The sequence below is a fragment of the Ruegeria sp. genome (genome assembly GCF_965199275.1).
Taxonomy (GTDB): Bacteria; Pseudomonadota; Alphaproteobacteria; order Rhodobacterales; family Rhodobacteraceae; genus Ruegeria.
This window is the reverse complement of record NZ_CBDAQX010000012.1, coordinates 69,773-93,688: the sequence shown is the minus strand read 5'-3', so window position 1 is coordinate 93,688 and position 23,916 is coordinate 69,773. Positions and strand designations below refer to the sequence as shown.

Genomic DNA, 23,916 nt, shown 5'->3' with positions numbered 1-23,916 from the left:
TTGTCAAGCATGACATTGATTTTGTTTGATTTTAAATTCGACAAAATCGTCGAAGACCCAGCCGTTCTTGAGCGTGTCATAGATGATCTTGAGCAGCTTGCGGGCAGTGGCTATGATCGCCTTGCCCGCGCCACGGCGTTCCTTGATGCGCCGATAATGGCTGTTGAGATATCCCGAATAGCGGATCGCGATGAGCGTACATTGCACCAGCGTGGTGCGCATGAGCTTGTTGCCGCGCTTCGTGATCCGCCCGTGATGTTCGGTTTCGTTTGAGTTGCTCACCTTGGGCACGATGCCGACATAGGCGGCCAGCTTGTCCGCGTCGGAGAAGTCTTCAACCCTGCCGATCCCCGCCAGCAGGACCGCGGCAGATCGCGCACCGATCCCCTTGATGCTGGTGAGCCCCTCAAAGCCTTTCATGGCCGAGGCGGCCTCCTCGATGGCCTTGTCGAGACGGCTCAGGGTTTCGGTCAGGCCGAGCGCCTGGTCCCGCAATGCCGCCAGTTCGACCTGCTCAAGCGGTGTGAAGCGGCTGAGATCCAGGTCGCGCAGGCGCTTCTTGCTGGACAACCCTTCCTTCTTCAGCTTCATGCCGTGGCGGACAAACATCGCGTGGATGCCGTTCAGCAGCATGGTGCGCTGTTTGACCAGCATGTCACGCGTCCGGGTCAGCGAGGCCAGTTCGCTTTCCTGAGTGGACTTGAGCCGGGTTTCCGGCAGCATGTCCTTCGACAGGAAAAACGCCAGGGCGCGGGCATCGTTGCGATCGGTTTTCTTCACCGATGTGCGGATCACTTTAAACTGGCGCGGGTTGACCACAACGATCCGGCCGACACAGGGTTCCACCTCACCGCAGAACCAGGCCGTGTTGCCGGTGGCCTCGACCGCCAGTTCGTCATCCGCATCAAGGCTCTGACAGAACTGCTCAAGCGCCTGCGCGGACAGTTGAAAGGTTTGGAATGTTTCCGATCCGTCCGTCTCACGCCGACAGATCGTGAAGGAATTCGTATGAAGATCGACACCTATGTAAGCCATGGCTATACTCCCTGCTCAAGGAGGCGGAGCCCCCAATGGGGCGTGAACGGCCAAACCAAGCTCCTATGCAGGATCACCGGCCAAAACCGGGCCCTATGGGGGCTGTTCGGAAACAGGCGAAGGCTAAGCTCCACTACAGGGTCACAATGCCCTACGAAAACATCCAGCCTGAGACCTATCCGCCTCCCCGAATCCTCTAACAGATTCAGGGCGTTTGGCCGATCACAAATCATTCATACCCCCTCCACTTGGAATTCGTTCGCCCGTGCGCCTGTCCCGAAGGGAGAGGAGGCACACGGGCGAGGATCAGGCTGCTTTCGAGCCAGATTTCTTTGATTGTAAGGTCTTAGTAGGCGCGGCCGCGTGCGGATACGGGCCAGACGGCCTCGACCTTGCCGTTGCGCACGCCGACATACCAATCATGTACATTGGCCGTTGGGTCGCAGTGGCCGGGCACCAGCTTGAGCTTGTCGTTGACCTTGAGAACACCATCCGTATCCATCACAACGCCATGTTCGTCCGAGCATTTGATGTACTCAACATCGTCACGCCCAAACACGACGGGTAGGCCGCTGTCTACCGATTGCGCCTTGAGGCCCGCATCGACGATCGCCTTGTCTGCCTTGGCGTGGCTCATGACGCTCGTCAGGATGAACAGAGCGTTCTCCCACTCGCCCCGGTCGATACGGTTACCGTCCTTGTCCAGAATGCGGCCGTAATCGGCATCCATGAAGGCGTAGGAGCCGCATTGAAGCTCATTGTAGACGCCCGAGTTTGACTCGAAGTAGTAAGAGCCGGTGCCGCCGCCGGAAACCAGCTCGCAATCGATGCCTTCCGCCTTAAGGCCGTCAACGGCGTCTTTGACCATCGCAATTGCGGTATCCAGCTTTTCCTTGCGCGCCTCATAGCTGTCGAGATGCTGCATCGCACCCTGATAGGCCTGAATGCCGGTGAATTTGAGGTTGTCGGCCGCCTCGACGGCTTTGGCAATTTCGATCACCTGAGGTGTTGTGGTCACCCCGCACCGTCCCGCTCCGCAGTCGATCTCGACGAAGACCTCAAGCTGAGTGCCGTGATCGACGGCTGCACTGGAAAGATCGGCGACGTTGTCTACGTCGTCGACACATACAATGATGCGGCTGCCGAGTTTTGGCAGGCTGGCCAGGCGATCGATCTTGGCGGGGTCGCGTACCTGGTTCGACACCAACACGTCCTTGATCCCACCGCGCACAAAAACTTCGGCTTCCGAGACCTTCTGACAGCACACGCCCGCGGCTCCGCCGAGGCGTTCCTGAAGTTTCGCCACATCGACGGATTTGTGCATTTTGCCGTGGACGCGGTGGCGCATACCGTGGGCCTTGGCATAGTCACCCATCTTCTTGATGTTGCGTTCAAGTGCATCGAGATCCAGCACGAGGCTGGGGGTCTGGATATCTGCTTCATCCATTCCGGGCTTGGCCGGAATGTCATAGCCTACTTCGAATGCGTCGAGATTGGTCATATCTTTCATGTCCGTATTCCTGTGTCGGGATTGATGTCTGTTGCGACTGGGTCAGGTGTTCAGCCAGGGCAGCTTGTCCAGATCGACATTGCCACCGGTGATGATCAGGCCGACCCGCTTGCCTTTGAACGCGTCGGGGTTCTTGAGGATCGTAGCCAGAGGCACGGCCGAGGACGGCTCCATCACGATCCGAAGGTGTTTCCATGTTAGCTTCATCGCGTCGATGATCTCTTGTTCCGAGGCCGTGTAGATTTCGGAAACGTGGTTCGAGACGAAGTGCCACGTTAGGTCTTTCAGAGGCACCAACAGGCCGTCAGCGATGGTCTTCGGCGCGTCATCGGCGATGATGTGGCCCGCCTTGAAGCTGCGATAAGCGTCATCCGCCTGTTCGGGTTCCGCCGCAATGATTGCGGTTTCGGGCGCCAGGGTGGACAGGGTCAGGCAAGTGCCGGACACCATGCCGCCGCCGCCGATGGGGGCAACCACCGCGTCCAGACCATCGGTCTGCTCGATGAATTCGCGCGAACAGGTGCCCTGTCCGGCTATCACCCGCGGGTCGTTGTATGGGTGGACAAAATCCCCCCCAGTGGCCGCCTGAACTTGGGCGAAGGTCGCCTCGCGCGAGGTGGTCGAGGGTTCACACTCGGTGATTTTTCCTCCGTATCGGCGCACCGTGTCTTTCTTGGCCTGAGGCGCCGTGCGCGGCATCACCACGTTGCATGGAATGCCGCGCTTCATTGCGGCGTAGGACAGGCACGACGCGTGGTTGCCCGAGGAATGGGTGGCAACACCTTTCTTCGCCTGTTCCTCGTCAAGGCCGAATACTGCGTTGGTGGCGCCGCGTACCTTGAAGGCGCCCGGTTCCTGAAAGTTCTCGCATTTGAAGAACAGTTGGGCGCCAGTTAATTCGTTCAGGTAGTCCGAGGTCCGAACCGGGGTCCGGCGGATGTAAGGCTCGATCCGTTTATGCGCTTCGAGCATGTCCTCATAGGTCGGGATATACATGGAGAGGTCCTTCATCATGCAGCGTCCTTTTGAACGGCGGCTGGATGGCCGCGATAGTATTCCTGTGCAGCCGCCACGCCCGAACCCAGTTGGATGTTGAGGCCCAGATCGACCATGCACATTTCGGCCGTCGCGATTCCCGACAGGGCCATGACATCGGTCAGGCTGCCCAGATGTCCGATCCGGAAGACCTTGCCCGCGACTTCGCCAAGGCCGACGCCAAAGGCGACGCCGTATTTCTCGGCGGCATGGGTGACGATATCGGTCGCGTTGAAACCATCCGGCGTGCGGATCGCGCTGACCGTGTCGGAATAGACCGCAGGGTTCGCGGCACAAAGCTCCAGCCCCCATGCGCCTACAGCGGCACGCACCCCTTCGGCGATGCGGGTATGGCGGGCAAAGACGTTCTCCAACCCTTCTTTCAGCAACATGTCGCAAGCTTGGTTTAGGCCATTCATCAAGCCGACGGCAGGCGTGTAGGGATAGGCGCTGTTTGCGTAGCCCTTGGCCATATCATGGACGTCAAAGAAGGTGCGGGGCAGGGTGCCGGTTTTGGTCGCCTCCATCGCCTTCTGGCTAAAGCCAACGATCACGAGACCAGCAGGCAGCATGAACCCTTTTTGCGATCCCGTGACGGCCACATCGACGCCCCACTCATCAAAGCGGAAATCCATCGACGCGATGGACGAAACACCATCAACGAACAGCAATGCAGGATGCCCTGCCGCGTTCAGAGCCTTACGCACGGCAGCGATGTTCGACTTTACGCCGGTCGCTGTTTCGTTGTGCGTGGCAAGAACGGCTTTGATCTCGCGGTTCGCATCGGCGGTCAGGATTTCTTCGTAGCGATCAGCAGGCAGGCCTTGGCCCCACGGAGTCTCGACGATCTCTACATTCAACCCGTGGCGCTGGCACATGTCGATCCAGCGATGGCTAAACATGCCGTTGCGCGCGGCCAGAACCTTGTCTCCGGCGGATAGGGTATTGGTCAAGGCTGTTTCCCAGCCGCCTGTCCCGGTCGAGGGAAAGATGAACACCTCGGCGCTGTCGCTTTTCAGAACTTTCCGAACACCTTTGCGGGCAGGGTGCAGGATTTGTCCAAACAGCGGTGACCGGTGGTCGATCGTGGGCATGTCACACGCCTTGCGTAGGCTTTCAGGGATATTGGTCGGGCCTGGAATGAAAACGGGATTTTGAAAGCTCATGGATGGTCTCCTTCCGTCGTTGGGGACATCCTAAGGCCAAGCTTCTCGATTTTAAATTTTTTTGAAAACGATTTTCAAAAACCAATAATCGTGATTTAATTTATAGTTGTCAGCACCTTATGTTTTTCATATGATGAATTAAAATTTCGAAAAAATCCGAAGGTTCTTATGGTTTCTCAAAAAAATGGCGCTGGTTCCCCTCGAAAAGCCAGGGGAAGGCCGCGGGGATGGGATGACAAAACGGCTCAGAACACGATCAAATCCCTCGATCGAGCGATGGAGGTTTTCGAGTATCTGAGCGAGGCGCAAGGCAAGTCATTGACGATGCTGTCCGATGAAATGCAGCAGTCCCCGGCCACGGTCTATCGCATCCTTGTCACGCTTGAGGGCAGGGGCCTGGTAGAGTTCGATCCCGTCGAGCAGATCTGGCATATCGGCCCCCGTGCCTTCGTAATAGGTTCGCGATTTCTTCGGCGTACCAGCCTTGTGGATCGGGCAAGACCGGTGATGCGCAAGCTGATGGAAGCTACGGGTGAGACCGCCAATTTGGGCATTCAGAAAGAAGGCTCGGTCCTGTTTCTAAGCCAAGTCGAAACGCATGCCAGCATTCGGGCCTTCTTTCCGCCCGGAACACTGTCGCCCATGCACGCATCGGGGATCGGGAAGGTCCTGCTGGCGCATATGGATGAAGACCGGTTGGACAGATTGCTGGCTTCGGTCCAGCTGCAGGCGTTCACGGACCGGTCGATCACGACTGTAGAGAGTCTGAAACAGGACCTAACTTCCATCCGTGCGCGAGGTTTTTCGATCGACAATGAGGAAAAGAACGAGGGCATGCGCTGTATCGCTGCGCCGGTGTTCGACGTGAACGGCGAAGCGGTTGCGGGGATTTCCGTCTCGGGACCCACCAGCCGGGTGCGCGAGAACGGGATCGAACAGCTCAGCCGCCCCGTGATTGAGGCGGGCCAAGCGTTGTCTCAGGCCATCGGAGGAACCGTTAGTTGACTGCTCCCTAACGCCGGTTTGCAGCCGATCCAAGGCGCAGCGGCATGTGTCGGTTTACATCCTTATAAAGCAGGTACCGGAACTTTCCCGGACCACCTGCATAACAGGCCTGTGGGCAGAATGCACGCAGCCACATGTAGTCTCCCGCCTCGACCTCGACCCAGTCATTGTTCAACCGGTACACCGCCTTTCCCTCCAGCACGTAGAGGCCGTGTTCCATGACATGGGTTTCGAGGAAAGGGATGACCGCACCGGGTTCGAACGTCACCACGGTGACATGCATGTCGTGGCGTAGGTCATTGGGGTCGACAAATCGCGTTGTTGCCCATTTGCCATCGGTGCCAGGCATTGGGGTCGGCGTGATATCGTTTTCGTTCAGCACAAGGACATCCGGGGTCCCAAGTCCTTCAACGGCCTCATAGGCTTTTCGAATCCAATGGAACTTCAAGGTGTCATCGGAGTGGTTGCGCAAGGTCCAGTCGCATCCGGGCGGCAGATAGGCATAGCCGCCTGGGGTCAGCTCATGGAGCGTTCCTTCAGCGATCAGTGTCGCGGTGCCCTCGACTACGAACAGAACGCCTTGGGCCTCAGTGTCGGTTTCGGGCCGGTCGGAGCCTCCGCCCGGCTGCACCTCCATGATGTATTGCGAGAAGGTCTCGGCAAATCCTGTCAGCGGACGTGAAATCACCCATAGGCGCGTATCGTCCCAGAACGGCAGAAAGCTCGTCACGATATCTCGCATGGTGCCCTTGGGGATCACGGCGTACGCGTCCGTAAACACGGCGCGGTCCGTCAGCAGCTGGTCTTGTCCGGGGTGTCCGCCATGGGGTGCGTAGTATTGCTTGCTCATCTGTGCTCCTGAAGAAACGCCGTGCCCGCTTACATATGCTCTGGTTATGAGGATCGGACCAGCCGTAACGAGGCGACAGCTCTCTCTGTGAAAATTTGAAAAACGCAGTAATTGTTTGGGGATTTTAGGATTCACTTGGCGCGGGACAATTTCTTTATTTGATCCACAACAAGTAGTTTAGAAGCGAGTTTGCCTTGCGACCCACATGCCTTTCGGCTTTTGTATGGACTTAAGAAGCCATTCTCTGGAAGTACTTGAGGAGGAGTTGTGGATCATAGATGAGGGGTCGACAAACAGATTTTTTCCAAGGGCCTCGTTGCTTGGCATCGTTTGGAGGAGCGGCTAGGGCATTTTTTCTGACTATGAGCAAAAATGGAACTTCGAAGCCTTTGTGCAGAGGTGATTGTCGACTACGAGGTAAGTAAGATGCGCGCTTTGCCCCGGCCGCACTATTCGAATTAATACTCGCCGTTTTGGTGATAACGTCATACTACTCTATGCCTACGTTCCTGCCTTCGATCAGGCGTCGCTTCATCATTTCCGTGACACTGGCATCATCCTTTTCGTCAAAGTCTCGATTTTCAATTGCCTGACAACGGGCAAAAATTTGCACTACACTGACAGATTCCTTGTTGGTCATGTTTTCGCTGACGCGTGTTAACTTGATTTGGGGTGTTGTCGACACCGTGCAGCCGACTCAGTTTGAAGACTTGCGAACTCCTACAGGCCGGATGTTCGCTACCGCCATTCCACTTAATTGGGTTTAGACAAAAGGGCGCAAACCACGGCTTCAATCCAAGCTACAGGCATTCCATTTAGCGCGCGTGATTTACTTTCTTTTTCACAATTCTCTCGTAGATAAGCAGATGGTTTAGACGCCTAGTAGGGCACCACGACGGAACGAGTGGGTGTCGCTTTCGCGTTGGTTAGGTGCGATGGAAAGGGCGCGAGTTGACTCAGGCAGACGCATTGCGGCGTTTGACTGTCAATCGGCATTGAATAATGACCCCCCATCGGCGTCCAAATTTGACCCCCCTTGGAGCTAAGAGGGGCGTTGAGGGGGTCGTGTTTAGGTTGATTCAGGAGGGGGTGGACAGCAGGTCAAACCGAAAAGAGAGCGTAGCTCGACTGAAGGTTTGACCTGCTGTCTGTTTTGAATTTATTCCCCGATTTCGAGGTTAGTCGCGGTGGTTAATTCGCCAGCTTTCGTTCCCGGTTTCGATGATATCGCAATGGTGTGTCAGTCGATCCAGGAGAGCAGTGGTCATTTTGGCATCTGTGAACACACTCGGCCATTCAGCAAATGCGAGGTTGGTTGTTAGCAGAATAGACGTTCGCTCGTACAGTTTGCTGATGAGATGGAAGAGTAATCGTCCACCAGACTCTGCGAACGGCAGATAACCGAGTTCGTCTATAATCACGAGGTCGACGCGGATCAGCTGCTCGCTGAGCCGCCCGGCGTTGCCTTCGCGATGTTCAGCCTCCAGCTTGTTCGCGAGATCCACAGCGCTGAAGAACCTGACCCGCCGGCGGTTATTGACCGCGTGGCCCCCGATCGCTGTTGCGAGATGCGTTTTGCCCGATCCGGTTCCACCGACCAGCACGCCATTCCTGGCCTGGTCCATAAAATCGCCGTCATGAAGATTGCGCACGACTTCCTCGTTGACGGGGCTGACCGTGAAGTCGAACTCAGGTAAGGACTTGCAGACCGGGAACTTTGCGGCACCCATCTGATACCGGATCGAGCGCGCAGTCTTTTCGGCCAGTTCGGCCGTGAGGAGTTCGGCCACGACCTGTTGGGGCCGCCAGTTGTTTTTGGCTGCGGCCTGCATCACTTCGTCAAAGCAGTTGACGATGCCTGGCAACTTCAGTTGACGGGCAAGTTCGAGAATTTCCTTACGCAGTTGCATGGGAGCCTCCAAGCCTGTCATAGCGAGCGCAATCCGCGATCGGTGCCATTTTCAGCTGCAGGTGGGCAGGCGGCTCAATCGCCTTTGGCGGCGGGGGATTGGTGCGCCGAGAGACAATGTTCAGGATCGCATCGGCCTTGCGCAGGCCAGATTTTAGAGCTTCTTCGCAGGCAGCCTCGACCACATCAATGTCGTGCTGGTAAGCAGCGAAAAGAATATCGGCAAGTTGCCGGTCTCCGTCGGATGTGCCCCGCAGATGGGTCCAGATCTGCGTCATTGCCGGTGGTAGGTCCCAGTCACGGAACGGTGCTCCATTGCGCAGAGCGCCAGGCTTGCGCTTGAGGACGGGCACATAGTGCCAAGGGTTGAAGATCGTTTTTCCTCGGCCGAAGCACCGTTCGTGCTCTCCGACAATCTCACCGTCTTGGCGCAGGACAATCCGCGTGGCGTAGACCTGCAACTGGACCTGACGTCCAACAGCTCTTGCCTCAACGCTGTATTTGTTTCTTTCGAAGTTGATCAGGCAGGTTCGGCTCACGGCGACCGTCTTTTCACGGAACCCGACGAAGGGCTTCTGCAGATGCGTCAGCAGCGGCTTTTCCTGCTGGAACTCCTCCCAGACCGTCACCTCCAGGTTTTCCGGATGCCGCAGTTCTTTTGCGCGTTTGATCGCGTCTTTTTGCAGCCGGGCATTCAATTCATCGAAGTCGGCCACCTCCAGACGCGGTGTAAAACTATAGGCGCGGCTCTCCTTGACCAGATTCTCAACCTGACCCTTCTCCCAACCGGCCGCGCGCGTACAGGCGATCGGGTTCACCAGATGATGAGAACACATCCGGGAGAATGCCTTGTTGAACTTTCTTTCCTTGCCCGACAGGATCGCATCGACGGCGGTCGTCATGTTATCGTAGATCCCGTTGATGCAGCCTCCACCAAAGAATTTGAAGGCCTCGTCGTGGGCATCAAAGACCATCTCCTGCGTCTCGCGCGGATAGGCAATGGAGAATGGCATGCGGCTATGGCAAAGTTTGAAATGGGCAACCTTCACGGTCGTGAGTGCACCGTCCATCAAAACCGTCTCCACACTCCAGTCGAACTGGTACGCCTCCCCAGGATCAAAGATCAGCGGGATGAACGCCTGCGCCTGTTGTCGGCCGTGCGCAATGCGCCAATTCTTTGTGTAGCGTCGAACACTGTCATACCCGCCGCCAAAACCATCATCGGAGAGTTCCTTCCAGATTTTGGTCATCCGCTTGCGGTGTTTCTTCGGAAGCGCCTCGTTCTCCTCAAGCGTTTCATCCAGACGCGCGCGCCAAGGCCCGAGCACCGGGTATGGCTGCGATTTGCGCTCATATTTGAACTCCGTCACTCCCGATCGGATTATCTTTCGAACCGTTGCACGGCTCAAATTGAGCGAACGGCAAATTTCCTTGATGCTCTTTTTTTCGATCAGGTGTAAGCGACGCACTTTTCTAATAGTTTCCACGCAAATCATCCCGCTTGCCTCTCCATCGACTGCTCAATGAAAAGGATGTCTACAACCATAGGGAGGGGTCAAATTTGGACGCCGATTTCCCCGCTTAGGGGGTCAAAATTGCACGCTTTTCTACACAGATCGTGCTTGTTGGTGCGGAAGCAGGCTTCGATCTCCCACAACTGGTGATAGCGGGCAATGACGTCCTGTGCCTCCAGTTCGTCCGCACCATGAACAACAATGGCATGCAGCCCGTCCCATTGTGCCGCTGCCTTGATCTTTGCATCATCCAGCGTGACGTCCCCGCTGTCGGGGAAGGCCAGGAAGCGGCCATATCCCCGGCTGCTGAAGCTGCCGGGTTTGCGAGAGCGCTTGAGCTTCTTGTGCAGCTTTTCGATTGCCTTGTCGCGCTTGTGGGCATCATTGCGTGCCCGGGTGGGTGACCAGGTCACAATGACCCGCGCTCCCTCCTGGTCGATCACCTTGTACCAGCCCTTCTCGGTTGCCTCTTCAGAACCGTGTCCAGCCCAAGGCTGGCGTCCCTCCGGGCTCAAAATGTTCGCCTTCACGGCGGCCGGGGCGGACTTCATGCGATAGCCGAGGATGTAGGGCAGACCCTTGTTCTGCAACATCTGCTGGTTGTCCTTGCTGAGCATGGCGGCATCGGCCACGAACGTGACCCTGGCCACGTCGAAGCGTCCCTCCAACGCCTTCAGCGCAGCTTCCAGCGTATGACCTTCCCAGGTGTTTCCCGGGAAGAGTTCATAGCCCACAGGCAGCCCATCGGAGGTGACGATCAGCGCCAGCATGACCTGAGCGCGGTGATGCTTGCCATCCTTGCTGAAGCCCTTGGCCAGAAGATGATCCTGCTCGACCCCGTCCGCATCCTCGGCCGGGTCCTCGCGCTCGGTGTCAAAGGCCAGGGTCGTGCAATCGTAGAACAGCACGGTCACTGGCCCGCCCAGCAACTTCTCTGCCGCCGCGTGAGAGGTTTTGCAAATCCCGTCTATCACCGGCGTATTGATGTAATCCATGCTCCGATAGACCACGTCCAGATTGAGCGTGATGCCTGCCTGGTTCTCCAACGCCTCCACGGTCGCGCGCTTGCTCTCGGGCTGTGCGATCCGCGCCATAACCAGCTCTTTCACAATGCGATTGGCACTTTTACGCGCCGCCCCCAGAAGGGCCCCCCAACCCAGTTGGTCATACATCGTCCCCATGACATCCCGCAGACCCAGAGAGACCCGCGCCTCCTCACGGCACTCGGCAAGATCAACGCCAAGCTTGTCCGGCCGCGGAGCGCGGCGCACCAGCGCCTGCAGATCGGCATATTCCGTGGGCGTGAACAGTTCCATTTGCGGCGAGCGATCAATGCGTAATTGCTCCATCAAGCGGCCCGCCAGACGCTTGATATCCTCAATCTCGCTGTCGTTATGGGCCACACCCACATGGCGCAGGATCTTCTGGCGTACCTTGGAGCCGGTGCGGACGGATTCAACGATCTGGATCCGTGTGCGGTTGAGCTTTGCGTCATGTTTGGTGCGGATGAACATGGGCGAAGAGGTTAGCCATCTGAAGGCCCATGTCAATACTTTTTATAATAATGGGGCACTACAACGCGCCTCTGAGCAACCACACCTGAAAACAAACCAAAAACCCAGTCAGATCAACAAAAAGGTCGGAAGTCAGGAGGATCGGGCGCATGACCGGGTTTGCCGGGTTGATCAGCGTGGTAAAGCAGGCGAAATCATAGAAATGGAACCCGAACTGGCAGAGCACGGTGCGCCCCGTTCCCAGGAGCCCGTGTCCGAAGGCCATGCCCTTCTGAAACACCGGGGCGGGGATGTCCCGGTCCGGCTTGAGGGCAACCAGCCCGAGGCGGTGGCCATTGATTTCTGCAAGGCCCAGTGCGGCGCAGGGTGCGGGGGCGGCGCTGAAGTCTTCCTGAAAGGGTCCTGACTTCCGACATTTTTTCGTATAAGTCATTGATATTATTATGCCTTGGTTGCCAAAAGGCACTACACGGACTTTTTTCGCCAGCGATTGTTTCGGAGTGTTGAGGGAGCTCAGGCTTTGGTCTGGCCAGTTTTTCGGGTGCGCCCGGGGGGTATCTTGAAAGGGGCTTCGTTCCAGGTCAGGCCGACGCAGGTGAGGATGCGTCTGGCATCGACCGTGGCATGGCTTGGCATGCCGTAGCGGTCAGGGGTGCCTTTGTGGCGCAGGATCGAGAGCTGCAATGCGTTCAACTCGTTGCGGATACGAGCCGGGCTCATCGGGTGTCCGAGCAGGTCCAGATGCTTGCGCAGGTGCTGCAGGCAGCAGAAGGCCATGTAGCAGATGGCGATATGGGCCCGGACCCGACGCGGCGACCAGTGATAGATGGGCCGGATTTTCAGATCGTGCTTGTTGGTGCGGAAGCAGGCTTCGATCTCCCACAACTGGTGATAGCGGGCAATGACGTCCTGTGCCTCCAGTTCGTCCGCACCATGAACAACAATGGCATGCAGCCCGTCCCATTGTGCCGCTGCCTTGATCTTTGCATCATCCAGCGTGACGTCCCCGCTGTCGGGGAAGGCCAGGAAGCGGCCATATCCCCGGCTGCTGAAGCTGCCGGGTTTGCGAGAGCGCTTGAGCTTCTTGTGCAGCTTTTCGATTGCCTTGTCGCGCTTGTGGGCATCATTGCGTGCCCGGGTGGGTGACCAGGTCACAATGACCCGCGCTCCCTCCTGGTCGATCACCTTGTACCAGCCCTTCTCGGTTGCCTCTTCAGAACCGTGTCCAGCCCAAGGCTGGCGTCCCTCCGGGCTCAAAATGTTCGCCTTCACGGCGGCCGGGGCGGACTTCATGCGATAGCCGAGGATGTAGGGCAGACCCTTGTTCTGCAACATCTGCTGGTTGTCCTTGCTGAGCATGGCGGCATCGGCCACGAACGTGACCCTGGCCACGTCGAAGCGTCCCTCCAACGCCTTCAGCGCAGCTTCCAGCGTATGACCTTCCCAGGTGTTTCCCGGGAAGAGTTCATAGCCCACAGGCAGCCCATCGGAGGTGACGATCAGCGCCAGCATGACCTGAGCGCGGTGATGCTTGCCATCCTTGCTGAAGCCCTTGGCCAGAAGATGATCCTGCTCGACCCCGTCCGCATCCTCGGCCGGGTCCTCGCGCTCGGTGTCAAAGGCCAGGGTCGTGCAATCGTAGAACAGCACGGTCACTGGCCCGCCCAGCAACTTCTCTGCCGCCGCGTGAGAGGTTTTGCAAATCCCGTCTATCACCGGCGTATTGATGTAATCCATGCTCCGATAGACCACGTCCAGATTGAGCGTGATGCCTGCCTGGTTCTCCAACGCCTCCACGGTCGCGCGCTTGCTCTCGGGCTGTGCGATCCGCGCCATAACCAGCTCTTTCACAATGCGATTGGCACTTTTACGCGCCGCCCCCAGAAGGGCCCCCCAACCCAGTTGGTCATACATCGTCCCCATGACATCCCGCAGACCCAGAGAGACCCGCGCCTCCTCACGGCACTCGGCAAGATCAACGCCAAGCTTGTCCGGCCGCGGAGCGCGGCGCACCAGCGCCTGCAGATCGGCATATTCCGTGGGCGTGAACAGTTCCATTTGCGGCGAGCGATCAATGCGTAATTGCTCCATCAAGCGGCCCGCCAGACGCTTGATATCCTCAATCTCGCTGTCGTTATGGGCCACACCCACATGGCGCAGGATCTTCTGGCGTACCTTGGAGCCGGTGCGGACGGATTCAACGATCTGGATCCGTGTGCGGTTGAGCTTTGCGTCATGTTTGGTGCGGATGAACATGGGCGAAGAGGTTAGCCATCTGAAGGCCCATGTCAATACTTTTTATAATAATGGGGCACTACAACGCGCCTCTGAGCAACCACACCTGAAAACAAACCAAAAACCCAGTCAGATCAACAAAAAGGTCGGAAGTCAGGAAACACCGGGGCGGGGATGTCCCGGTCCGGCTTGAGGGCAACCAGCCCGAGGCGGTGGCCATTGATTTCTGCAAGGCCCAGTGCGGCGCAGGGTGCGGGGGCGGCGCTGAAGTCTTCCTGAAAGGGTCTGTTCAGGATCAGGTCCGGCTGTGACATCGGGCGGTTGCTCCTTTTTGAAAGCTGTCCCGCGATAGCAGCCCCTCCCGGTGCGGTCCAGCGCCCTGTGGTAGGGCCCCCGTTATCCCCCGTTATCCCCGCGTTTTGTGTGGCACCGAGGGCTTTGCCGAATCGCACTCTGCGCTGACAGCCTTGTCTGCGCAGAGGGGATGGGTCTTGTGACATGACCGGGAGGGCGTGGCGCATCTGAGGGTGCGTTTTTCCGACGTCCTCTCCCGTCACCGCGTCCCCCCAATGGTGCGCTTGTGGTCTGCGGTGCGCATCAAAGCAAAGAGGACTTCGGGTCCGGGTGTCATTGACTGAGATGGAAGGAGACTGTGATGACATCCGAACGCCACCAGAGACAGCCCAAAGGCGAGGTCAAAGCCACCGGGACCACCGAGGTGATAATCCCCAAAGCGCCAGACTGGGCAAAGATCAATGCCAGATGGGAAGCGGAACGCGAGAAGACGCGCGAGAGGCTGAGGGTCGTGCGCGCTGAGTTGCTGGCCGCGCTGCGGGCGTTGGGTGTTCAGGAGATCGAAGGCCAATATGACGGCTATGCCGATAGCGGCAATGTGCAAGGCATCGCGGTGACGCCGGTTGGTGTGACCCTTGGCGGTCTTGAGAACCGGCTTGAGGATTTCATCTGGGGGATGGCCCATGATTTGCATCCCGGCTTCGAGATCAATGATGGCGGCGAGGGCGCACTGATCTGGAATGTGGTGGAAGACCGCATTGATGTGGCGCACGCCGAGCTCTACACCGCGCGCAATGAATACAGCCACGAGGACATCTGACATGGCCCATCCCGATCATCACTCCGAAAGCTCGGCCCGCAAGTTCGGGGGCCGGGCATCGGATTACCATGCCATTCATGACTGGATGGATGCGTCCAAGGCCCATGAGGCGCGGCCCATACACAGGGCTTTGCGGCATCATTCCTTCGGCATCTTCGAGGCGCAGCGCGTCTTTGGCCGGTCGATCATCAACAGCGATGGCCGCCCCGTTCCGGTGCGGTTCATCGCCGAGCAGCATGTGCGTGAGGACTGCCGCCGCATTCCATCGGTCTCGGACTGGTTGCGCGGCATCCCTGTGGAGCCATGGATGGTCAACGGGGTGATTCTGCCGGACGTGGAGCCTGTGAGTGTGGACCCGCAGGGCGACTGGCGCGCGGCGGTGGCGGCGGGTCAGACGGTGCTGGGGTTTCAGGACTGGCTGGCCTGCCAGGCGCAGCGGCTGGCCAGTGATATGGACCGCGACGAGAGGGACGCGATACCGGCGACTACACCGGGCTAAACATCAACTTATCGCTCTGCTCAAAAACGGGTCGCCTTTTCCGGTGAGGAGAGACGGCCCGTTGCCCTGTGATCATGACCAGGGGATTGCAGAGAAAGGATTGAGATGATGTCAGATGCGAAAACACCGATACAGCCACAGCCAAAGCTCGCGACAAGCACAGGGCCAAACGCAGGCTCGGCGCGCAGCTGGCGGGTGTCCTGGGAGATCGACATTGAGGCGGAGAGCGCTGTCGCGGCAGCGGCTCAGGCGCTGCTGATCATGCGCGACCGTGATCCTGCAAATACGGCGGTGGTCTTTGGCTGCATCGACCCGTCTGGCACGTCCCATGTTGTGGACCTGCTGGCCGAGGCCGAGACCGCCTGAACGGCCTGCGCGGATCGTCGGCAGATACGCCAGAATGGCAGTGTCGCGCCGGGCCGCGATGTCATGTCCGGGAGAAGGAGCAGGCTTCTTTTCAGGGTGATCCCATTTGAGGGATCGGAAAGCCTGAAAGGAAAACCGATGGAACTGGTTACGAAGGAACAGATGGACGTGCTGCTGGCGAACGGGCGCAGGATGATGGAAGACGACATCTCCACCAGCGTCTGGCCTGTGCTGAAGCTGTTTACCCCGGATGCGCATGCGACATGGCTTCTGGCCTGGGTGGAACCGGACGCGCCGGATATTGCCTGGGGCTTATGCGATCTGGGATATCCCGAGATCGGGGCTGTATCGTTGCACGAGATCGCTGCGGTGCGGGGTGCGTTGGGATTGCCGGTGGAGCGGGATGTGTATTTCACGGCGCACATGTCGCTGAGCGATTATGCCTCGGAGGCGCGCGAGAAGGGCCATATCGCCGCCTGACGCTGCCTGATAGGGACGGGCGCAGGTCGTCGACGGCCTGCGCCCATTGCTCTCGTTGTGATGGTTTGCCAACGAACACGCTAACGAACACCCCGGATGCCTGTCCCTGATCCCTCGCTCGATTTAACCCGTGTGTACTCTTCTCCAACCCTGTCTTATGCCGCCGCCGCTTCGACGAAAGTTTGAGTAGGCGGCTGGATTTTTGTGATCCGGGTTTGGGTGAAAGGAGTTCACTCGGGCGATCGGATCGGGACTTCATCGAAAGGAAGACCGATGACGAAGATGATCACATACACGCCTGCAGATATCCCGCTGGGCCAGCTGGCGCTGCACCCGGGTAATGTGCGGGCACACAATGAGACGGCCTATACGGAGACATCCGTTGCGGCGCTTGCGGCCAATATCTGCGCGGTGGGGCTGTTGCAGCCCTTGCTGGTGCAGAAGCTGGGGCGCGGAGAGGGAACGGCCGGTTACGGCGTACTGGCCGGAGGGCGGCGTCTGGCAGCGCTGAAGCTGCTGGCGGCGGACAAGGCCGCGAAAGGCTTTACCAACAGGACGAAGATTGCTTGTCACGTGGTGCCGGAGGATGCGCCTGCGACGGCGGCGCTGTCGCTGTCGGAAAACGAGATGGTGTTGCCGATGGGCGCGCTTGACCGCTATGAGGCGTTCGCGGCGCTCCGGGATGCGGATGGTTTGGACATTGCGGCGATTGCACGGATGTTCGGGCTGGGGGAGCGCAGCGTGCGCGAGACGCTGCGGATCGGGCAGGTCGCGGGGGATATTCGCGCCGCCCACCGGGCGGGGCAGCTGTCGCTGGAGACGCTGAGGGCCTTTGCGGCCCATCCTGACCCGGCGGTGCAGATGGATGTGTTTGCCGCCCTGTCGGGTGAGGGGGTCCGTGTTGAGCCCTGGCAGGTGAAACGCGCCCTGGGCGCGCGGGGTGTGCGCCAGGGCGATGCGCTCGGGGCGTTCGTGCTGGAGGCCTATCGCAAGGCGGACGGGGTGATTGCGCCGGACCTGATTGAGGAAGACAGCGTGCTGAGCGATCCGGGGCTGGTGCAGAAGATCCTTGCGCAGCAGCTGGACGATCTGGCGGAAGAGGAACGTGCGCGCCTGGGCTTTGCCTGGGCCGAGCATCGCATCGAGCCGGGCTGGGATGCATTTGAGGCTTATGACCGGGTCTATCCGCAGGTGGTGGATCTGGATGAGGCGGCACAGGCGCAGGTGGATGCGCTCACCGCAAAGCTGGATGAACTGGCCGAAGCCTATGAGACGGCCGAGGACTGGGACGAGAAGGACCGTCTGGAAGCCGAACGCGAGACGCTGCAGGCGCAGATAGACGGGTTGACCACGGCCTGGTCCGAAGCGGATGCGGCGCTGGCTGGCGTGATCGCGCTCTGGCAGCATGGCGGGGTGCGGATGATGCCCGGCATGGTGCGGCCCGAGGACAGGCCCGCTGAAGAGGGCCCAAAGACGCCCTCAGCAACGGGGGACAGTGCGGGTGCGGACGCTGGTCCGAAGATCTCGGGCAAGCTGGCGGATGAGATGGCGCATGTGCGGACCCGGGCCATGGGTCTGGCCCTGGCACAATACCCTGCATTGGCGCGTGATTATGCCGCGTTCCTGCTGATCCGCGGCGTCTGTGGCGGCGGTGGATATACCGCTAACAGCACCACGATCCGCGCCTCGGTGGCCAGCTATGGGCCGACGGAGGCAGACGGCAGTCTTGCGCAGATCGAGAGCGGGTTTGCGGCGGTTGCGGCGGGTCTGGAAACGGACTGGCTGGACTTGCCGGGCGCGGAGAGCTTTGCCGCGTTCCGTGGGTTGTCTGCCCCGGCCCGCGATGCGCTTCTGGCCTATGCGGTGGCGCAGACACTGGCGCCGCGCACGGTGCCGGGGTTGCAGGACGCCCTGCGCGAGACGGTCGAGCGCGCGGCGCTGCCGAATATCCGCGATGCCTGGGTGCCGGATGCGGCGTTCCTCAAGCGGCTGACCAAGCCGGACCTGCTGGACATTCTGCGCGATGTCGGGCTGGTGAGCGAGGCGAAGGTCTACCAGAGCGGCAAGAAGTCCAATCTCGTCGAGTATATGGTCAAGCTCTTTGCCGCGCCGTTTGCCACATTGACCGACAGCCAGTTGCAGGCAGTGACGAGCTGGGCACCGGATCTGATGGCGCATGCGCCTCTTGAAGATGAGGCGAAGGGCGCTGTTGCGGCGGGGCGTGACGATGACAGTGATCGCGGGGCCGCAGATAGTGCGCCGCCCGATGACCTGGCGGAGATGGTCAAGGCCGCCAATTCGGTTCCGCTTGCCGATGGCTCTGCGCGCATCGAGGTGATCAGGGTTGCCTGAAGACGTATCGTGGCGGATCACGTGGCGGATCAAGGGGTCCCCCATGAGATTGTAATGTGAGATGGTAGGGGTCGTTCCCGCGTGCGCGGGGGCGGCTTTTTCTGATGTGGCTTTGCGCGGAAGGTGAGATCGGGTAGAGCGGGTGTATGGTGTACCCGGCCCCTGATCCCTCCACCCGTTCTGAGCCGCGCCGCTTCGTGGTGAGCTTCCTGACCCCGTATGGGCGCAAGATCACGCATCTGATTTCGGCCCCGGACCAGGTGGCGGCCGAGCGCCGCCTGGCACGGGCCTATCCGGGGCAGGCCCTGACCATTCTGAGTGTCTATACCCGCCCGTGTCTTTCCCGCGCGGATTGAGGTCCCTGACCCTGTCGATCTGATCCTGTCTCTCTGGCCGCATTCGGACGCCTGCGCCTGTTCGGGCCACATCGCGGGTGTGTGTCACCTTGCTGTTTTGGCCCTGTGTTTTGGCCCTGTGTTTAGGGATGCGTCTTTTCCTGTGTCGGGACGGGGGTGGCGCAGCGGTCCTGCATATCACCGGAGGGGGTTTGCGGCGGATGGGGCGGGCCAGAAAAGAAGGAGAGGGCTGGTGTTCGGGTGAATTTTCATTCTGAACAGGAGGTCTCCGATGTCTGGCACGTTCGATCTTTACAAGGAGGTGACGCAAACGATCCTCGATCATCTTGAGGCGGGGGTGGTGCCCTGGCGCAAGCCCTGGGACGCCGGTGGCACACCCGCGCTACCCTTGCGGGTGACGGGGGAGGCTTATCGCGGCGTGAACGTGGTGCTCTTGTGGCAGAAGATGGTGGCGCAGGGCTATCGCGCGCGCACCTGGATGACCTACGCCCAGGCGACAAAGCTGGGGGGCCAGGTGCGCAAGGGTGAGAAGAGCACGCGTGTGGTGAAGATGGGCCGCCATGTGACGCAAGGCGCGGTGGATGCGCGCACCGGCGAGCGGGAAGAGGACGAGGTGCGCCGCTTCATGCGCGCATACCGCGTGTTCCATGTCGAACAGATCGACGGGCTGGACGCGTCGTTCTACGCGGCACCCACCCCGCCGCGCTCATTCGGAACACGGTCTGACCCGGCGGTGCTGGCCTGGCTGGCGCGCACGGGGATTGCGCTGGAGGTGACAGGCGAACCCCGGGCGTATTACGACATCGCCCGCGATGTGATCCATATGCCCCCGGCGGAGAATTTCGGGGATGGTGCGGGCCATGCGGGCACCTTGCTGCATGAAGCGGCCCACGCAACAGGTCATCGGACCCGGCTGAAGCGGCGTTTCGGCACGGCGTTCGGGGATGCGGATTATTGCCAGGAAGAAGTTGTGGCGGAGCTGGGCTCTGCCATGGTCGGGGCGCAGCTGGGGGTTGAGCCGCGCTTTGAGCAGAACGCGGCCTATCTTGAGGCGTGGACCCGGGTGCTGCGCTCGGATGCCCGCGCCGTGATGCGGGCGGCCTCGGCGGCGCAGGCGGCGAGCGACTGGCTGATTGCGCGGGGCGGTCTGCTGGAGGACCCGGCGCTGCTGGCCTCGTGACATCTCGACCCCCCCAAGTTGCCATCGTGACGCCGGTTCCCCATGTGCGGGGCCCGGTTGGTTGCCGGGCCACAGCGTCCCCCTGCTGCGTTTGACCCACTGGCGCTGTGGGGATTTAGGACCTAGATTGAGCTGGAAGGAGAGACGGCATGGCTGAACCGGCATTTGATACATTGACGATCGCGCGGGAGCTTGAGCGCGACTTTGGCTATGAGCCGAAGCAGGCCGAGGGCGCTGCGGTGATGATCCACCGCCACCTGGTGGGCAACGTGGCGACGAAGGAGGATCTTGCGCAGGCAAAGCAATTGCTCGGGGCCGATATCCAACGTGTTGAAGACACGCTGACGGCGAAGATCGAGGCGCTGGATACGAAGATTGATCACGTCGAAGAGACGCTGACGGCGAAGATTGATCACGTCGAAGAGACGCTGACGGCGAAGATCGAGGCGCTGGATGCAAAGGTTGAAGCGCAACTTGCGCCGATCTCGAATGATCTGAAATGGATCAAATTGATCGGCGGTGTGATTGTGGCGGTCCTTGTTCTTCCGTTACTCAGGGAGCTTGCGCAAGTCTTTGGCGGCTGAGCATTGCACGCCCGTCTTTTGAACGCCGCTCCCCCGGGGCGGCGTTTTTGCTTTGGAGGAGTTCCGGGCGGCCCTGTTCTTCTGGCGGCTGCGTTGGTCAAGCGGGGTTTCGCGCGGGGTGCGCCGTCGGTGCATGTGTCGTTCTGCCGGGCCATTGAGGCCCGTCTGAACGACGGCTCATCACGCGGGATGTCGTGTCTGCATCGATTGCACATCCTGTTGTGACTGCGTGCAGAGGGGGTCCCGGCCCGGGCATCGCGCCCTGCCCGTGACCATCGTTGCGCGGTGTTCAGGGGTATCGCGGGCCGGGACGTGTCGCGCGTCGGATGAGCGGGGGGAGTGAAAGAAAGCTTTTGGTCAGGGGTGATCCTGATCGTGGTGATCGGGATGGGTCGGTGTGGTTCGACCGTTTGCAACCAGGGAAAGGACAGCAAAGAGATGTATTGTGGTGAATTGACGAAGATGGATGGGGATGATGCCTGGACGGGTCATGTGGCCTCGGTGGACATGGATGTGGAGATCGCGCTGGTGCCCAACGGGTACAAGTCCTTGGATGCGCATCCCGATTATGTAATCGAGGCGCGCTCGCCGAAGGGGCGGGTGATCCGGGTGGGGTCGGCCTGGGCGATGCGCAGCCGGGCGGGTAACGAGTACCTGTCACTGGTGCTGAACCTGCCGAACCAGGCGCCGGTGCGGGTGAATGCGGTGGTTGACGAACGCGCCGAGCCGGGCACGTACCGGATCATTCCGCTGAGCAATGTGCAGTCGGCAGCGTGAACGACGTGGTGTGGTCCGGCCGGTGGCTGGGCCGCGCCGGGTTTGGGACATGCCCGTTCGCGCAAATCACTGGCGTGGCGGGCGGAGAATGACTAGATTGAGCTGGAAGGAGAGACGGGATGCCGATGGCCGCGTTTGACACGATGAGCGTTGCAAGGCGCTTGCAGAAAGAATTCGGGATGCCTGAGAAGCAGGCGGAAGGTGTGGCTGTGGTGTTGCACGAAAATTTCGTGGGCAATGTGGCGACGAAGGAGGATCTTGCGCAGGCAAAGCAAGTGCTCGGGGCCGATATCCAGCGTGTTGAAGACACGCTGACCGCGAAGATTGATCACGTCGAAGAGACGCTGACCGCGAAGATTGATCACGTCGAAGAGACGCTGACCGCGAAGATTGATCACGTCGAAGAGACGCTGACCGCGAAGATTGATCACGTCGAAGAGACGCTGACCGCGAAGATTGAAGCGCTTGAAGAGCGGGTCATTTTGAAGATGACGGTTCGGCTGGGTGGGATCATGGTTGCGATTTTCGCGTTCTTCGAGATTTTGAACCGGGTCTTTCCGATCGCGGGCGGGTGAGCTGTCGAAGGCGCCGCCCCCTGAAACGGACCAATACCGAACGCCGCTCCCCCGGGGGCGGCGTTTTGCTTTTGAGGGGACCCGGATCGCGCCGCCGCGGCGTCGGTGCATGTGTCGTTCTGTCGGGCCATTGAGACCCGTCTGAAGGACGGTTCATCACGAGGTATGTGTCGCGCCTGATTTTACCGGAGGGTTTTCGCTCCACCGCAAGCATTCCCGGATCAGGCATCGAGCCTGCTCCGGAAAGGTCAGGGCGCGCGGCTGTGGACAAAACGGAAACGTCCGCCGGCGTCCGTTCTCCGTTTGTGTCCAGGCGCGCGCCCTTTTCAAGCCCCGTCCCCGCCCATTGAGGGCGTTGCCGGGACTGCCCATCGTTGCAAATTGTTCCAGGGGTATCGCGGGCCGGGACGTGCCGCGCGTCGGACGAGCAGGCCTTCCCCCGTCTGTCGGTGCCGGCTTTCGCTGCGCTTGCCCGTCTTCGCCGGGCGGCCCGCTGCTGCATCCGTCCCCGTCCTCCGGTTTTGTCCTTTGCCTGTCCGCGTCGCGCGCCTCTGCGTTGGGAGCACACACACGAGGGGCGGGAAGCATAACCTGCAGTTGGCCATCCGAATCACTGCGCCTCAAGGATCACAAAATTTTGCGGGCCTCCCATGCGCTTGTGTGGAGGTGTCTGCCGTATGTGACGTGGGACATTGCTTGGCAACCGTGGCGATCCGCAAATTTTTGTGTCCGGGCAAGCCCGGCGGCTGCGCCGTCCCTGACCCGAAGAGATTCGGCTCTGGCGGGGGGGAGCCATGCTTCACGCATTGGTGCGTGTGGCGGTTCTGACAGGAGGGTTCCCCATGGGGCTGGACACATATGAGATGATCGAGATGTTTGGGTTGACGGAGCGTGCGGATGATCTGCCGATCCCGAATGATGACGTGTTGCGCGACGAGATCGTGCGGGAGGCGTTTGAGGCGCTGGTTGGCGGGCTGTCGCGGACCGGGCTGCATGGCGAGATTGAGCCGTTGGCGCATGGGTTTGCGAGTTTGTTTCATCGGCGGAGGCTGGCCACGTCTGGCGCGCTGACAAAGGTGACGGACACGCTCAAGGGTCTGATCCGTGCGGCGGACGGGTCCGAGGTGATCGAGACGGAGATCGAGGAGGCGCAGCGCCAGGCGGACCGGCTGCGGGACCTGCTGGACGGTCTGGAGGTGATGGCGGAGGCGTCCGCGCGCTGTTACGAGGTTGAGACGGGCCGGGCCTATATGCCGCCGTCGGGTGGCCGGACGGGCCGGATGGCGTCCCTGACCGGTGCGGTGTTTGAGGCGCGGGCCTGGCTTGAGGCGGATGAGCGTGCTGAGGCGGCGCGGTTCCGGATCGAGGGCCTGCCCCTGGCGGTGGCCGGTGAGCGGGACTGGATCGATCACGCGCGGGTCTGGGATATCCTGGATCGGACGCGGGTGCGGTTTCAGCAGGGTCTGGGGTCTGATCTGGTTCTCTATCACAAGGGGGACCGGAAGGGTGTTGATGCGATTGCGGCGGCCTGGGCGCGGTCGCGCGCGGTGGCGCAGGTGACGTTTCAGCCGAACTGGCGGGCGTTTGGCAAGCGGGCGGGGTTCCGTGCGATTGACCAGATGTTTGAGACGCCGAAACGCCTGGGCGGTGTTGTGATCTTCGGATCAACGGGCATCGCGCTGAATCTCGCCGAGAAGGCCGAGGCGAAGGGCATCCGGGTGCTGCGGGTCGGCACGCGCGCCTGAGGGGCACAGGGTCCCGCTTCGAGAGAGGCGGGGCCCCAAAAAAAGAGCCAGACCCGATGAGAGCCTGGCCGAGGTAGTGGTTCACTGGTTCGAGGAATTCAAAACCAGTCATCTG

The 23,916-nt window shown here is 60.1% G+C and carries 24 protein-coding genes; 14 read left to right on the top strand and 10 right to left on the bottom strand.

The window, feature by feature from the left end:
• Positions 1-3 precede the first annotated feature (3 nt).
• The 4 genes from ACOERD_RS08020 to bhcA all read right to left on the bottom strand — a co-directional run bounded on the left by ACOERD_RS08020 (position 4) and on the right by bhcA (position 4,746).
• Positions 4-1,035, bottom strand: coding sequence for an IS110 family transposase (locus tag ACOERD_RS08020; RefSeq protein ID WP_419737763.1), 1,032 nt, complete (start codon positions 1,033-1,035; stop codon positions 4-6).
• A gap of 346 nt (positions 1,036-1,381) precedes the next feature.
• A complete protein-coding gene (bhcC, locus tag ACOERD_RS08015) occupies positions 1,382-2,545 on the bottom strand; it encodes a 3-hydroxy-D-aspartate aldolase BhcC (RefSeq protein WP_419738665.1) in 1,164 nt (387 codons plus the stop codon).
• 42 nt (positions 2,546-2,587) lie between these two features.
• Complete coding sequence (bhcB, locus tag ACOERD_RS08010; protein WP_419738676.1) at positions 2,588-3,556, bottom strand: beta-hydroxyaspartate dehydratase BhcB; 969 nt, start codon at positions 3,554-3,556, stop codon at positions 2,588-2,590.
• The gene (gene bhcA, locus ACOERD_RS08005) at positions 3,556-4,746 is read right to left on the bottom strand and encodes an L-aspartate--glyoxylate aminotransferase BhcA (RefSeq protein ID WP_419738664.1); all 1,191 of its coding nucleotides are present in this window, start codon (positions 4,744-4,746) and stop codon (positions 3,556-3,558) included. Before bhcA ends, bhcB begins: the two co-directional genes overlap by 1 nt.
• Positions 4,747-4,914: 168 nt before the next feature.
• Here bhcA and bhcR point away from each other — a divergent pair, with 168 nt between their 5' ends.
• Positions 4,915-5,751, top strand: a complete 837-nt coding sequence (gene bhcR / locus ACOERD_RS08000) for an HTH-type transcriptional regulator BhcR (RefSeq protein WP_170467560.1) — start codon at positions 4,915-4,917, stop codon at positions 5,749-5,751.
• 7 nt (positions 5,752-5,758) lie between these two features.
• On the opposite strand, the gene ACOERD_RS07995 is transcribed toward bhcR, so the two are convergent.
• The 5 genes from ACOERD_RS07995 to ACOERD_RS07975 form a co-directional block, all read right to left on the bottom strand.
• On the bottom strand, positions 5,759-6,601 hold the full coding sequence (locus ACOERD_RS07995) for a bifunctional allantoicase/(S)-ureidoglycine aminohydrolase (protein WP_419738663.1): 843 nt from the start codon (positions 6,599-6,601) through the stop codon (positions 5,759-5,761).
• 490 nt (positions 6,602-7,091) lie between these two features.
• A complete protein-coding gene (locus ACOERD_RS07990; protein ID WP_419738662.1) occupies positions 7,092-7,241 on the bottom strand; it encodes a hypothetical protein in 150 nt (49 codons plus the stop codon).
• A gap of 538 nt (positions 7,242-7,779) precedes the next feature.
• The gene (gene istB, locus ACOERD_RS07985) at positions 7,780-8,511 is read right to left on the bottom strand and encodes an IS21-like element helper ATPase IstB (protein ID WP_419737606.1); all 732 of its coding nucleotides are present in this window, start codon (positions 8,509-8,511) and stop codon (positions 7,780-7,782) included.
• On the bottom strand, positions 8,498-10,006 hold the full coding sequence (gene istA, locus ACOERD_RS07980; RefSeq protein ID WP_419737605.1) for an IS21 family transposase: 1,509 nt from the start codon (positions 10,004-10,006) through the stop codon (positions 8,498-8,500). Before istA ends, istB begins: the two co-directional genes overlap by 14 nt.
• A gap of 59 nt (positions 10,007-10,065) precedes the next feature.
• Positions 10,066-11,538 (bottom strand): IS1634 family transposase, encoded by a 1,473-nt coding sequence (locus tag ACOERD_RS07975; protein ID WP_419738661.1) that lies wholly within the window; start codon positions 11,536-11,538, stop codon positions 10,066-10,068.
• On the opposite strand from ACOERD_RS07975, the gene ACOERD_RS07970 reads away from it, so the two are divergent.
• Positions 11,531-11,944: a hypothetical protein gene (locus tag ACOERD_RS07970; protein ID WP_419738660.1), complete on the top strand. Its 414-nt coding sequence runs from the start codon at positions 11,531-11,533 to the stop codon at positions 11,942-11,944. The two genes, ACOERD_RS07975 and ACOERD_RS07970, sit on opposite strands and share 8 nt — an antisense overlap.
• 107 nt (positions 11,945-12,051) lie before the next feature.
• Here ACOERD_RS07970 and ACOERD_RS07965 read toward each other — a convergent pair whose 3' ends face one another.
• On the bottom strand, positions 12,052-13,794 hold the full coding sequence (locus tag ACOERD_RS07965) for an IS1634 family transposase (protein ID WP_419737624.1): 1,743 nt from the start codon (positions 13,792-13,794) through the stop codon (positions 12,052-12,054).
• On the opposite strand from ACOERD_RS07965, the gene ACOERD_RS07960 reads away from it, so the two are divergent.
• The 12 genes from ACOERD_RS07960 (at position 13,787) to ACOERD_RS07905 (ending at position 23,801) form a co-directional block, all read left to right on the top strand.
• Positions 13,787-13,966 carry a hypothetical protein gene (locus ACOERD_RS07960; protein ID WP_419738659.1) on the top strand — a complete coding sequence of 60 codons (180 nt, stop codon included), beginning with the start codon at positions 13,787-13,789 and terminating at the stop codon, positions 13,964-13,966. The two genes, ACOERD_RS07965 and ACOERD_RS07960, sit on opposite strands and share 8 nt — an antisense overlap.
• Positions 13,967-14,428: 462 nt before the next feature.
• Positions 14,429-14,887, top strand: a complete 459-nt coding sequence (locus ACOERD_RS07955; protein WP_419738658.1) for a DUF6878 family protein — start codon at positions 14,429-14,431, stop codon at positions 14,885-14,887.
• Between the two features lies 1 nt (position 14,888).
• Positions 14,889-15,386, top strand: a complete 498-nt coding sequence (locus ACOERD_RS07950; RefSeq protein ID WP_419738657.1) for a DUF6915 family protein — start codon at positions 14,889-14,891, stop codon at positions 15,384-15,386.
• A 108-nt stretch (positions 15,387-15,494) separates the two neighbouring features.
• Positions 15,495-15,752 (top strand): hypothetical protein, encoded by a 258-nt coding sequence (locus tag ACOERD_RS07945; RefSeq protein WP_419738656.1) that lies wholly within the window; start codon positions 15,495-15,497, stop codon positions 15,750-15,752.
• 138 nt (positions 15,753-15,890) lie between these two features.
• Positions 15,891-16,232: a DUF2958 domain-containing protein gene (locus tag ACOERD_RS07940; protein WP_419738655.1), complete on the top strand. Its 342-nt coding sequence runs from the start codon at positions 15,891-15,893 to the stop codon at positions 16,230-16,232.
• Positions 16,233-16,505: 273 nt separating this feature from the next.
• Positions 16,506-18,584 (top strand): ParB N-terminal domain-containing protein, encoded by a 2,079-nt coding sequence (locus tag ACOERD_RS07935; protein ID WP_419738654.1) that lies wholly within the window; start codon positions 16,506-16,508, stop codon positions 18,582-18,584.
• A 146-nt stretch (positions 18,585-18,730) separates the two neighbouring features.
• Complete coding sequence (locus ACOERD_RS07930) at positions 18,731-18,940, top strand: hypothetical protein (RefSeq protein ID WP_419738653.1); 210 nt, start codon at positions 18,731-18,733, stop codon at positions 18,938-18,940.
• Positions 18,941-19,211: 271 nt separating this feature from the next.
• A complete protein-coding gene (locus ACOERD_RS07925) occupies positions 19,212-20,120 on the top strand; it encodes an ArdC family protein (protein WP_419738652.1) in 909 nt (302 codons plus the stop codon).
• A 149-nt stretch (positions 20,121-20,269) separates the two neighbouring features.
• The gene (locus ACOERD_RS07920; RefSeq protein WP_419738651.1) at positions 20,270-20,704 is read left to right on the top strand and encodes a hypothetical protein; all 435 of its coding nucleotides are present in this window, start codon (positions 20,270-20,272) and stop codon (positions 20,702-20,704) included.
• Positions 20,705-21,043: 339 nt separating this feature from the next.
• The gene (locus tag ACOERD_RS07915) at positions 21,044-21,481 is read left to right on the top strand and encodes a DUF736 domain-containing protein (RefSeq protein WP_419738650.1); all 438 of its coding nucleotides are present in this window, start codon (positions 21,044-21,046) and stop codon (positions 21,479-21,481) included.
• A 119-nt stretch (positions 21,482-21,600) separates the two neighbouring features.
• The gene (locus ACOERD_RS07910) at positions 21,601-22,056 is read left to right on the top strand and encodes a hypothetical protein (protein WP_419738649.1); all 456 of its coding nucleotides are present in this window, start codon (positions 21,601-21,603) and stop codon (positions 22,054-22,056) included.
• A gap of 842 nt (positions 22,057-22,898) precedes the next feature.
• Positions 22,899-23,801 carry a DUF2493 domain-containing protein gene (locus tag ACOERD_RS07905; RefSeq protein WP_419738648.1) on the top strand — a complete coding sequence of 301 codons (903 nt, stop codon included), beginning with the start codon at positions 22,899-22,901 and terminating at the stop codon, positions 23,799-23,801.
• Positions 23,802-23,916: the final 115 nt, after the last annotated feature.

Coding starts and splice junctions, on each gene's coding strand:
- istB (WP_419737606.1), bottom strand. CDS start 8,511: ATGCAACTGCGTAAGGAAATTCTCGAACTTGCCCGTCAACTGAAGTTG.
- ACOERD_RS07905 (WP_419738648.1), top strand. CDS start 22,899: ATGGGGCTGGACACATATGAGATGATCGAGATGTTTGGGTTGACGGAG.
- ACOERD_RS07955 (WP_419738658.1), top strand. CDS start 14,429: ATGACATCCGAACGCCACCAGAGACAGCCCAAAGGCGAGGTCAAAGCC.
- bhcR (WP_170467560.1), top strand. CDS start 4,915: ATGGTTTCTCAAAAAAATGGCGCTGGTTCCCCTCGAAAAGCCAGGGGA.
- ACOERD_RS07990 (WP_419738662.1), bottom strand. CDS start 7,241: ATGACCAACAAGGAATCTGTCAGTGTAGTGCAAATTTTTGCCCGTTGT.
- ACOERD_RS07925 (WP_419738652.1), top strand. CDS start 19,212: ATGTCTGGCACGTTCGATCTTTACAAGGAGGTGACGCAAACGATCCTC.
- ACOERD_RS07930 (WP_419738653.1), top strand. CDS start 18,731: ATGGTGTACCCGGCCCCTGATCCCTCCACCCGTTCTGAGCCGCGCCGC.
- ACOERD_RS07960 (WP_419738659.1), top strand. CDS start 13,787: ATGAACATGGGCGAAGAGGTTAGCCATCTGAAGGCCCATGTCAATACT.
- ACOERD_RS07975 (WP_419738661.1), bottom strand. CDS start 11,538: ATGTTCATCCGCACCAAACATGACGCAAAGCTCAACCGCACACGGATC.
- ACOERD_RS07920 (WP_419738651.1), top strand. CDS start 20,270: ATGGCTGAACCGGCATTTGATACATTGACGATCGCGCGGGAGCTTGAG.
- istA (WP_419737605.1), bottom strand. CDS start 10,006: ATGATTTGCGTGGAAACTATTAGAAAAGTGCGTCGCTTACACCTGATC.
- ACOERD_RS07910 (WP_419738649.1), top strand. CDS start 21,601: ATGCCGATGGCCGCGTTTGACACGATGAGCGTTGCAAGGCGCTTGCAG.
- ACOERD_RS07940 (WP_419738655.1), top strand. CDS start 15,891: ATGGAACTGGTTACGAAGGAACAGATGGACGTGCTGCTGGCGAACGGG.
- ACOERD_RS07970 (WP_419738660.1), top strand. CDS start 11,531: ATGAACATGGGCGAAGAGGTTAGCCATCTGAAGGCCCATGTCAATACT.
- ACOERD_RS08020 (WP_419737763.1), bottom strand. CDS start 1,035: ATGGCTTACATAGGTGTCGATCTTCATACGAATTCCTTCACGATCTGT.
- ACOERD_RS07965 (WP_419737624.1), bottom strand. CDS start 13,794: ATGTTCATCCGCACCAAACATGACGCAAAGCTCAACCGCACACGGATC.
- ACOERD_RS07945 (WP_419738656.1), top strand. CDS start 15,495: ATGTCAGATGCGAAAACACCGATACAGCCACAGCCAAAGCTCGCGACA.
- ACOERD_RS07950 (WP_419738657.1), top strand. CDS start 14,889: ATGGCCCATCCCGATCATCACTCCGAAAGCTCGGCCCGCAAGTTCGGG.
- bhcA (WP_419738664.1), bottom strand. CDS start 4,746: ATGAGCTTTCAAAATCCCGTTTTCATTCCAGGCCCGACCAATATCCCT.
- ACOERD_RS07995 (WP_419738663.1), bottom strand. CDS start 6,601: ATGAGCAAGCAATACTACGCACCCCATGGCGGACACCCCGGACAAGAC.
- ACOERD_RS07935 (WP_419738654.1), top strand. CDS start 16,506: ATGACGAAGATGATCACATACACGCCTGCAGATATCCCGCTGGGCCAG.
- bhcC (WP_419738665.1), bottom strand. CDS start 2,545: ATGAAAGATATGACCAATCTCGACGCATTCGAAGTAGGCTATGACATT.
- bhcB (WP_419738676.1), bottom strand. CDS start 3,556: ATGAAGGACCTCTCCATGTATATCCCGACCTATGAGGACATGCTCGAA.